The sequence below is a fragment of the Streptococcus sp. 339 genome (assembly GCF_013277285.1).
In the GTDB taxonomy this organism is placed as follows: Bacteria; Bacillota; Bacilli; order Lactobacillales; family Streptococcaceae; genus Streptococcus; species Streptococcus pseudopneumoniae.
Genome location: NZ_VMMR01000048.1, coordinates 1 through 266, shown reverse-complemented (window position 1 = coordinate 266; position 266 = coordinate 1). Strand labels below are relative to the sequence as shown.

Below are 266 nucleotides of genomic sequence, written 5' to 3'. Positions count from 1 at the left end.
TATTGAGGTAGTACCATGAGCCATTGTCTAGCAACCATCCTGTGGCCATTGAACCATTACTATTGAGGTAGTACCATGAGCCATTGTCTAGCAACCATCCTGTGGCCATTGAACCATCAGTATTGTAGAAGTACCACATTCCATTTTCTTTTTTCCAACCTCTCGTCATAGAACTATTACTGTTGAGGTAGTAGAATGAAGAGTTGCCGAATAAGAAACCTGTACCCATTGAACCGCCTGCTGGAGCTGCCATTGAATCTTCCGCT

General features: G+C 43.6%; 1 pseudogene. It reads right to left on the bottom strand.

Features of this window, described 5'->3' with window-relative positions:
• Positions 1-266 (bottom strand): annotated as a pseudogene (locus HT736_RS06150) (choline-binding protein A); the annotation flags it as partial.